This window comes from Neobacillus niacini (assembly GCF_023715785.1).
Lineage (GTDB): Bacteria > Bacillota > Bacilli > Bacillales > Cytobacillaceae > Neobacillus > Neobacillus niacini_E.
Genome location: NZ_JAMBOX010000110.1, coordinates 1 through 285 on the forward strand (window position 1 = coordinate 1; position 285 = coordinate 285).

The following is a 285-nucleotide window of genomic DNA, read 5'->3' on the forward strand; positions in this document are numbered from 1 at the left end:
CAGCCTGGCAACGTCCTACTCTCACAGGGGCTTTCGCCCCAACTACCATCGGCGCTGAGAAGCTTAACTTCCGTGTTCGGGATGGGAACGGGTGTGACCTTCTCGCCATAATTACCAGACCATTTATTCGACACTATTTTATTATAATGTCTTTTTGATATTTTTCAAGAGGTAATTTATAAAAATTTCATTCCCTCAAAACTAGATAATGCAGAAGAAGTATAAGTAAACCGAATAATCATTATAACTTGTCTAGCTTCGGCTCCTAACTTCTCGGCCGTTTCG

General features: G+C 41.4%; 1 rRNA gene. It reads right to left on the minus strand.

Features of this window, described 5'->3' with window-relative positions:
* Positions 1-2: 2 nt before the first annotated feature.
* Positions 3-119 (minus strand): 5S ribosomal RNA (gene rrf / locus M3234_RS29065).
* Positions 120-285: the final 166 nt, after the last annotated feature.